Genomic DNA, 8,271 nt, shown 5'->3' on the forward strand with positions numbered 1-8,271 from the left:
CTTGTAAATGGTATTCAAGAGGTTTACCGTTTGCAAGGTGTGAAAATCAACGATAAACACTTCGAGGTTATCGTTCACCAGATGATGCAAAAGGTTCACATCGAAGATCCTGGAGATACCATTTTCTTAGAGAACAATGCTGTTGATCGTTGGGATTTTGCAGAAGAGAACGATGCGATGTACGACAAAAAAGTTGTTGAAGACGCAGGTGACTCAAATGATTTAAAACCTGGTCAGATTGTTTCATTGCGTAGATTAAGAGACGAAAATTCTCAATTGAAACGTAAAGATTTAAAACAGATCACGGTAAGAGATGCAAGACCAGCTACTGCAAGTTCTATCCTACAGGGTATTACACGTGCATCATTGGGTACTAAATCGTTCATTTCTGCGGCTTCGTTCCAGGAAACTACGAAAGTATTAAATGAGGCGGCAATTGCAGGTAAACGCGATAACATGCTTGGCTTGAAAGAAAACGTGATCGTTGGTCACTTAATCCCTTCAGGTACCGGTGTACGTGGTTACGAAAGAATCATTGTTGGTTCTCAAGAAGAATACGATAAATTATTGGCTTCGAAACAAGAAGAAGTAGAAGCTTAATATTTTAATCTTAATATTTAAAACCCCGGCATTTTGTCGGGGTTTTTTGTTTGGAATAGATTTTGTAACTTTAATAATTAAAAAATAAACACATGAGTGTGACAGAAATTCAACTTTTTCAGATTTTGAAAGCTAAGCTAGGTGAACAGGAAGCAGAGCAGTTGGTTTCGTATGTAAAAACTGAAGTGAAATCTGAATTTGATAATAAACGAGAAGTGTTAGCCACCAAAGAAGATCTTGCAAATTCTAAAGCCGATATCATAAAATGGATGTTTCTTTTTTGGATCGGCCAAATTGCAGTTACTGTTGGCATTATCCTAATGTTTGTAAAAAAATAAAAGATTGGTAATTCGTCTGAATTCCTGAATTATTCTGTTTGCCAATAATATCTCATCCACCTTCTTACCTATCCATTTCGTTACAATTTATCAAACGTTTGCGCAGAAATAGCTTCATATACGTTTAATCTTATTCTATAAGGTTTAATTACCTTAGGTTTATGAAGTTTTTATCAACTATTTTAATACTGGCTTTTGCCTTCTCAGCTACTGCTCAGGACGTAAGTTTAGCACTCCAAAAAAGAAAGCTGCCAGACGCCGAAACCATAAACCAGGATTGGAATAAAACTGCTGGAGGATTGAATATTAGTTTCGCAAATAGTAATGCCAGGTTTGCCAGGGAGGTGCCACCTATAGGTTCCATTCAAAATACGTGGAATGCCAAAGCCTGGAAGGGAGAGAAAATCCACACTCAGCTATTGCTTTGGACAAATGCAAAAAAAAGTAACATCAGCATACAGTTTTCCGATCTGAAAGACAACAAAGGTAATCTGCTAAAAAAAGAATATATCACTTCTGGATTTGTTAAATACGTTATCACAGACGAGTTTAGAGATGGTTGTGGTTACCGCAAGCCTGCAGATTTCGATTCATCTTATGTGGCGGATCTAATCGATACAAAAACACTCAGCATTAACCTAGAGGTCAAAAATACACAGCCTGTTTGGTTAAGTATAAAAGTCCCTGGAGATACAAAAGCCGGGAATTACACCGGAACTGTAAAGTTAAAAGGCGAAAAAGAATATAATCTGACTATTAATGTCGAGGTGCTGGATAAAACTTTACCTGCTCCATCTCAATGGAAATATGATCTGGATTTATGGCAGCACCCCGCTGCTATTGCCCGTGCGCATCAGGTAAAGTTGTGGAGCGACGAACATTTTGCCCTGATGAAACCTTATTACACTATGTTAGCCAGTGCCGGGCAGAAAACCATTACCGCAAGCATTGTAAATGAACCCTGGGGGCACCAAACTTATGATGATTACCCTAGTTTAATCAAATGGACAAAGGAAAAAGACGGAACCTGGGTTTATGACTATAGTCTGTTTGATAAATACATCACTTTTGTAATGACTACCGGTATCAATCAGCGCATTAATTGCTATAGTATGGTGCCATGGAAAATTGCCTTTAGTTATTGGGACGAAGCTGCTCAAAAGGAAGCAGTTTTTACCGATGCAATCGGAACACCTGAGTATAATGCATTCTGGAACACCATGCTTGCCGATTTTACCAGACACCTAAAAGAGAAAAACTGGTTTTCGAAAACATACATTGCTATGGACGAACGCCCCATGAAAGCCATGCAGGCAGTAATTAAGCTTTTGAAAAGTGTAGATCCAAATTGGAAAATTGCACTTGCCGGAGAGTACCACCAGGAAATTGAAGCAGATATCGATAATTATTGTATTGCTTCAAAATGGGAATTTCCAACAGATATACTGCAGAAACGAAATAGAGATGGTAAAATAAGTACATGGTATACCTGTTGTACCGAACCTTATCCAAATGCTTTTAGTTTTTCTTCACCAGCTGAGCAGGTATGGATGGGCTGGTATACAGCCAATAAAAACATGGATGGTTATTTACGCTGGGCTTATAACAGCTGGACAAAAAATCCATTAACAGATACCCGTTTCACAGCCTGGCCTGCTGGCGATACCTATCAGGTTTACCCTGGTCCGTTATCATCTGTCAGGTTTGAGAAACTGATCGAAGGAGGACAGGATTTTGAGAAAATACGCCAATTAAGGTTGCTATATGTTAAAAATAAAAATACGGTTGCACTTAACGAATTGAATAATGCCTTAGAAAGTTTTGAGATAAAAACTTTATCCAAAATTACAGCGGATGAAATGTTACAAGGTGTTAAACCATTACTTAATAAATAACAAATGAAGCGAAATATTATTTTGCCCGGATTGCTAATTGGTATATTTCTTTGCAAATCCGGTTATGCACAAGGTGATTTTAAATGGTTTAACCCGCAAACCGCTACCAATGCTTCGTTAAAAGGTAAAGCCTGGCAAAATACCGATAGCGCCAATTATTATAACCGCTTACCTACAATAGCTGAGCAATTGGTTAGGAAAGAAGTTTGGGACTTGGCAAAAAATACAGCAGGAGAATACCTCGACTTTAAAACTTCTGCACGAAAAATTGTAGTAAAATATCAGCTAAATGGTGGGAAAAATTTAGATAACATGCCCACATTAGGAGTAAGTGGACTGGATTTATATGCTCAGGATATGCAGAACAACTGGCACTGGATAAAAGCAGCATATAGTTTTAGAGACACGGTTATTTATAGTTACTCAAATTTTGATGGAGCATTAAAAATAAAGAAATTCCGCTTATACCTACCGCTGTACAACACACCAAAATGGTTAAAAATAGGAGTAGGTGTAAGCGATGAATTTAAAGTAGAAGAGGCCGGCGAAAAAGCACCTTTGGTATTTTATGGCACCTCGATTATGCAGGGGGCAAGCGCAAGCAGACCAGGAATGGCCTGGCTGAATATTCTGGGAAGGAAATTGAACCTACCAGTGATTAATTTAGGTTTTTCAGGTAATGGCCGGTTAGAGAGCCCATTGATTGATTTAATAAATCAAACCGATGCCGCGCTTTTTGTACTCGATTGCCAGCCAAACCTACATGATAAAAAAGTTTATACTGCTGTAGAAATTGAGAAACGTATTACCAATGCTGTTCAAAATTTAAGTGTAAAACATCCTAAAACCCCTATTTTACTGGTAGAACATAGTTCTGGTTTAGCTGGGGTTAATCTAGACAGCGAATTAACCGGTAGGTACATCTGGACTTCTCAGGTACTAAGTGATACCTATCAAAAATTAAAGGATTCGGGTACTAAAAATTTATATATCCTAAGGGCAAAGGATATCGGTTTTACTGATGATAGCACAATAGACGGTACACACCCTAACGATTTGGGGATGATGCAATATGCTAATGCCTATGAAAGAATAATACGTAAAATTTTACCATTTAAAAATAATTGAACTACCAGTTAATCAGGAACTTTAACATGGGGGATTCTTAGTTAGGAATAGACTGGTTGTTAATTAAACTCAAAACAAGTTTCAATATTATATTTTAATTCCGCCATTAAGCTGCGGAATTTTTTATTTTTGGACTATTATGGAAGAACAACAAAACGAAAACCAGTTAAATATAGAGTTATCAGAAGAAATTGCTGAGGGGATTTTTTCTAACCTGGCTATTATTACTCACTCTAACACCGAATTTGTATTGGATTTTATCCGCGTGATGCCGGGTATTCCCAAAGCAAAGGTAAAATCAAGAATTATTTTAACACCTGAGCACGCAAAGCGCTTATTATCAGCGCTTGAAGATAATATTCAGAAATTTGAAAATGTAAATGGCCGTATCAAAACGCAGGAAGAACCGCCTTTCCCTATGGGCTTTGGTGGACCTACAGCGCAAGCGTAAGACAATCAAAATTCTTACAAACAAATATTTGTTTGCTATGTTAGCATAGTATATATTTGTGATATAACCATTTATAAATGAAAAAAATTTTATTGAGCGTATTACTTTCTGCCCCACTTTGGGTTTTGGGGCAGGGTTTCCAGGTTAACTTACAAGGTCAGAAACAAATTGGTATGGCAGGTGCAGGTTCTGCATTGGCTTTAGATGAGGCTTCTGTATTTTACAATCCCGGTGCAGTAACTTTCTTAGAGAAAAACTCAGTTTCAGCAGGAGTAAACCCATTATTGTTTAAATCGGCTTTTAAGCAAAGCGGATCGAACGTTACAGAAAATGTAAAAAATAAAATTGCCCCACCTTTCGAGTTTTATGCCGTTTGGGGGCCGAAATCGAATAGATGGAAGCTGGGTTTAGGGGTTTATACTCCTTTTGGCGGTTTGGTTGATTGGGGAAACGATTGGTCGGGTAAATATTCTCTAACATCATTAAACCTAAAAGCAATCTATTTTCAGCCAACGCTTAGTATTAAAATTACCGATCATATTGGTATCGGGGCTGGTTTTGTTTATAACCATGGTGAAGTAAACCTTCAGCGTGCAGTTCCTGTAAATTTTCCTGACGGCCGTTCTGGCCATACAACTTTGGATGGTACCGGAAAAGGATATGGCTGGAATGCGGGTTTATACATCAAAACACTTAGCAATATCTCATTTGCACTGGTACATAAATCAAAAGTGGTTACCAAACTGGATGGTGGTACTGCAGAATTTGATGTTCCAAACTCAGTAAGATCATCTTTTCCTGCCGGAAATACGTTTAATGCAGAATTGCCTTTGCCGGCAACAACCAGTTTAGGTGTAGGTATTCCATTATCACAAAGCACGGTTTTAGCATTTGATGCCAGCTGGGTACAATGGCATGTATATCAGGATTTAACATTCAACTATGCACAGAAAGTTAACGGATCATTCGTAACAAAATCTGATCGTAATTACCGCGATGGTTCTTCTTTTAAACTGGGTATTAATCATAAGGCATCAGATAAGTTAGCTTTAAGGGCCGGTGTAGGTTATGCTTTTTCTCCCGTTCAGGATGGTTACGTAACGCCTGAGGCACCAGATGCTGACCGTTATATTTTAAGTGCGGGTATAGGTTATACCCCAACCAGTCATTTCGAGGTAAACGCATCTTTCTTTTTTGAAGATGTTAAATCGCGTAAGCAAAAAAATATCGAAACTGGCTTAGATGGTACATTTAAAACCTTGGTGTATGCACCTGGTATTTCGTTAACTTATAAATGGTAGGAGAAATTACAATGAAGAAATATATATTAAATAGTTTCGTAGCTGCTGCCATTCTTTTTACAGCGGCCTGCAAACCAGAAATAGAAACACCTGCAGGTACTACTGCGGGGCAAGCTAATTTTAGCAAATACATTGCTGTAGGTAACTCCTTAACATCTGGTTTTGCTGATGGAGGATTATATCTGGAAGGACAGCAAGTAGCTTACCCGAACCTAATTGCGGCGAAAATGGCTACAGTAGGCGGTGGAGCATTTACTTCTCCGTTTTTCAGCGATGCGCAATCAAATGGCTCAGGATATGTTGCTTTAACTGCATTGGTTAATGGTACACCAACCATAACACCTGTAGTTGATAAACTGGCCTATAGGGATGCGGCAAAACATTTGACTAAATATAGTGGCGAAATTCAAAACCTGGGTATCCCTGGTATGCGTGTTGATTTATCTTTTGACCCAACACTTACTTTTAGTGCGGCCAATCCGTATTTCGAGCGTTTGTTAACAGATGCGCAGGTAGGTAAAACCAATTATTTTCAGTTTATCCAGGGCAGGAATCATACCTTTTTCTCACTTTGGTTAGGAAACAATGATGTATTAGGTTATGCATTAAACGGAGCGGTTACCATTGCAGGCGACCCAACTACTGTTTTAACAGATAAGGTTACTTTTTCATCATTATATTCTAATTTATTGAATGCATTAACTGCTGGCGGACAAAAAGGTATTGTAGCTACTATTCCTGATGTAACTGCTATTCCATATTTTAATACGGTTACTGTGCCCGCACTTCTTGCCGCTGCTAAAGCTATTAACCCTGCTGCACAAGCTGTATTCATCCAAACCGGAACAGGTGCGGTAAGGGCTGCAACAGCAGAAGATCTGATCCGTTTACCATTCCAATCGGCCGGTTTATTTGGTCAGGGCGCTATTCCTTATGGTTTACATCCATTAAACCCTATTACCAGCGATTGGGTACTGGATAAAGATGAGGTAATTAAAGTGAAAGATTATGTAGATAGCTATAACAGCAGCATTAAATCGTTGGCTACAAGTAAAGGTTTGGCAATAGCTGATACCTATACTTACTTTAACCAGGTTAAAACAGGCATTGCTTTACAGGGTGTAAATATCAATTCGGCATTTATTACAGGTGGTGCATTCTCTTTAGATGGTATTCACTTAACTCCACGAGGGAATGCAGTAATTGCTAATGTATTTATCGATGCTATTAATACAAAATACGGTTCTACGATACCAACAATTGATATTACTAAGTACAGAGGTGTGAAATTTCCGGATACAAAGTAATAGTTAAAGATTTCTATAAAAAAGAGTTCCGGAATTCTGGAACTCTTTTTTATTTATTGTTTATCCTGTTTTCTACAAAACCTATAATTTCAGGGCCCTGTTGAGGCTCAAACCAGTTAATCTCTTCATCCCGCCTAAACCAGGTAAGCTGGCGTTTTGCAAAACGACGGGTATTCTGCTTAATAGCCGCTATGGCTTCGTCTAATGATAACTTTCCATCAAAATAATCGAAAATTTCACTGTAGCCTACTGTATTTAAGGCGTTAAATTGCTTAAAAGGTGTTAGTGATCTAACTTCTTCCAGTAAGCCATCTGCAACCATTTTATCAACTCTTCGGTTAATCCGATCGTATAAAACTGCCCTATCGGTATTAAGGCCGATTTTAATAATATTGAATGGCCTTTCTTTTTTTGTTGCCGATAACATAGACGAAAGTTTTTGTCCGGTTGATAGGAAAACCTCCAGTCCTCTGATCATTCTTTGGGGATTTTGCTGATCTACTTTGGCAAAATATTCGGGATCTAACGCTGCCAATTGAGTTTGGATTGCCGCTAAACCCTCTTCTTCAAACTGTTTGTTTAATTTTTCCCTGATCGATAAATCAATATCGGGCATTTCATCCAAACCATTAATAAGTGCATTTACATAAAGTCCTGATCCGCCAACCATAATGGCCACATCATGATTCTGGAAAATCCCATTAAGTGTTTTTAAACCTTCTACCTCAAAATCGCCGGTGCTGAACAGTTGTGATACCGAATGCGAATCTATAAAATGATGTTTAGCCGCTGCTAATTCTTCTGCATCCGGTTTGGCAGTGCCTATTGCCATTTCCTTAAAAAACTGACGCGAATCTGCAGAAATAATCTCTGTGCCAAAGTGCTGTGCCAATTGGATAGCTAAAGCCGTTTTACCTATAGCGGTAGGGCCAACAATGGAGATTAAGGTTTTTTTATGGAGCATAGCGATATCCGTATAAAATAAAAGCTGTCAAATCTTTTAATATGACAGCTTTTTAAAATTAGAAATATAATTGCTGATTAATAGTCGTCTTTGTGGCTATCATCATCAAAGTGATCATTGTCTGAAAACTCATCACCGAATTCGTCTTCTTCGCTCTCTTCCTCTTCATCCCTTTCTTCTTCGTTAATACCCATTTCGCCCATTGCTTCGAGCTCGTCGGTATCTTCGGGTACAAAATTCATTTCGTTAAGGAAATCGAATTCGCTGGCCGCCGCTGCAGCACCTCT

At 38.4% G+C, this 8,271-nt stretch carries 7 protein-coding genes and 2 pseudogenes; 7 read left to right on the forward strand and 2 right to left on the reverse strand.

What is annotated here, in order from left to right:
* The 7 genes and pseudogenes from B2V92_RS13250 to B2V92_RS13280 all read left to right on the forward strand — a co-directional run.
* A pseudogene (locus B2V92_RS13250) lies at positions 1–600 on the forward strand (DNA-directed RNA polymerase subunit beta'); the annotation flags it as partial.
* 92 nt (positions 601–692) lie between these two features.
* A complete protein-coding gene (locus tag B2V92_RS13255) occupies positions 693–938 on the forward strand; it encodes a hypothetical protein (RefSeq protein ID WP_293308783.1) in 246 nt (81 codons plus the stop codon).
* A 161-nt stretch (positions 939–1,099) separates the two neighbouring features.
* Positions 1,100–2,833, forward strand: coding sequence for a DUF4091 domain-containing protein (locus B2V92_RS13260; protein ID WP_293308784.1), 1,734 nt, complete (start codon positions 1,100–1,102; stop codon positions 2,831–2,833).
* A gap of 3 nt (positions 2,834–2,836) precedes the next feature.
* A complete protein-coding gene (locus B2V92_RS13265; protein ID WP_293308787.1) occupies positions 2,837–3,961 on the forward strand; it encodes an SGNH/GDSL hydrolase family protein in 1,125 nt (374 codons plus the stop codon).
* Positions 3,962–4,100: 139 nt separating this feature from the next.
* Complete coding sequence (locus B2V92_RS13270; protein ID WP_183762877.1) at positions 4,101–4,412, forward strand: DUF3467 domain-containing protein; 312 nt, start codon at positions 4,101–4,103, stop codon at positions 4,410–4,412.
* A gap of 77 nt (positions 4,413–4,489) precedes the next feature.
* Positions 4,490–5,713: an OmpP1/FadL family transporter gene (locus B2V92_RS13275; protein WP_293308792.1), complete on the forward strand. Its 1,224-nt coding sequence runs from the start codon at positions 4,490–4,492 to the stop codon at positions 5,711–5,713.
* A gap of 11 nt (positions 5,714–5,724) precedes the next feature.
* Positions 5,725–7,020, forward strand: a complete 1,296-nt coding sequence (locus B2V92_RS13280) for a G-D-S-L family lipolytic protein (RefSeq protein WP_293308794.1) — start codon at positions 5,725–5,727, stop codon at positions 7,018–7,020.
* A 49-nt stretch (positions 7,021–7,069) separates the two neighbouring features.
* Here B2V92_RS13280 and miaA read toward each other — a convergent pair whose 3' ends face one another.
* Positions 7,070–7,984, reverse strand: coding sequence for a tRNA (adenosine(37)-N6)-dimethylallyltransferase MiaA (gene miaA, locus B2V92_RS13285; RefSeq protein WP_293308796.1), 915 nt, complete (start codon positions 7,982–7,984; stop codon positions 7,070–7,072).
* 77 nt (positions 7,985–8,061) lie between these two features.
* Positions 8,062–8,271: pseudogene (locus tag B2V92_RS13290) on the reverse strand (hypothetical protein); the annotation flags it as partial.

This window comes from Pedobacter sp. UBA5917 (genome assembly GCF_002432345.1).
Classification (GTDB): Bacteria; Bacteroidota; Bacteroidia; order Sphingobacteriales; family Sphingobacteriaceae; genus Pedobacter.

Excerpts from the sequence above, each read along its gene's own strand:
- B2V92_RS13255 (WP_293308783.1), top strand. The coding sequence starts at position 693 with ATGAGTGTGACAGAAATTCAACTTTTTCAGATTTTGAAAGCTAAGCTA.
- B2V92_RS13260 (WP_293308784.1), top strand. The coding sequence starts at position 1,100 with ATGAAGTTTTTATCAACTATTTTAATACTGGCTTTTGCCTTCTCAGCT.
- B2V92_RS13265 (WP_293308787.1), top strand. The coding sequence starts at position 2,837 with ATGAAGCGAAATATTATTTTGCCCGGATTGCTAATTGGTATATTTCTT.
- B2V92_RS13270 (WP_183762877.1), top strand. The coding sequence starts at position 4,101 with ATGGAAGAACAACAAAACGAAAACCAGTTAAATATAGAGTTATCAGAA.
- B2V92_RS13275 (WP_293308792.1), top strand. The coding sequence starts at position 4,490 with ATGAAAAAAATTTTATTGAGCGTATTACTTTCTGCCCCACTTTGGGTT.
- B2V92_RS13280 (WP_293308794.1), top strand. The coding sequence starts at position 5,725 with ATGAAGAAATATATATTAAATAGTTTCGTAGCTGCTGCCATTCTTTTT.
- miaA (WP_293308796.1), bottom strand. The coding sequence starts at position 7,984 with ATGCTCCATAAAAAAACCTTAATCTCCATTGTTGGCCCTACCGCTATA.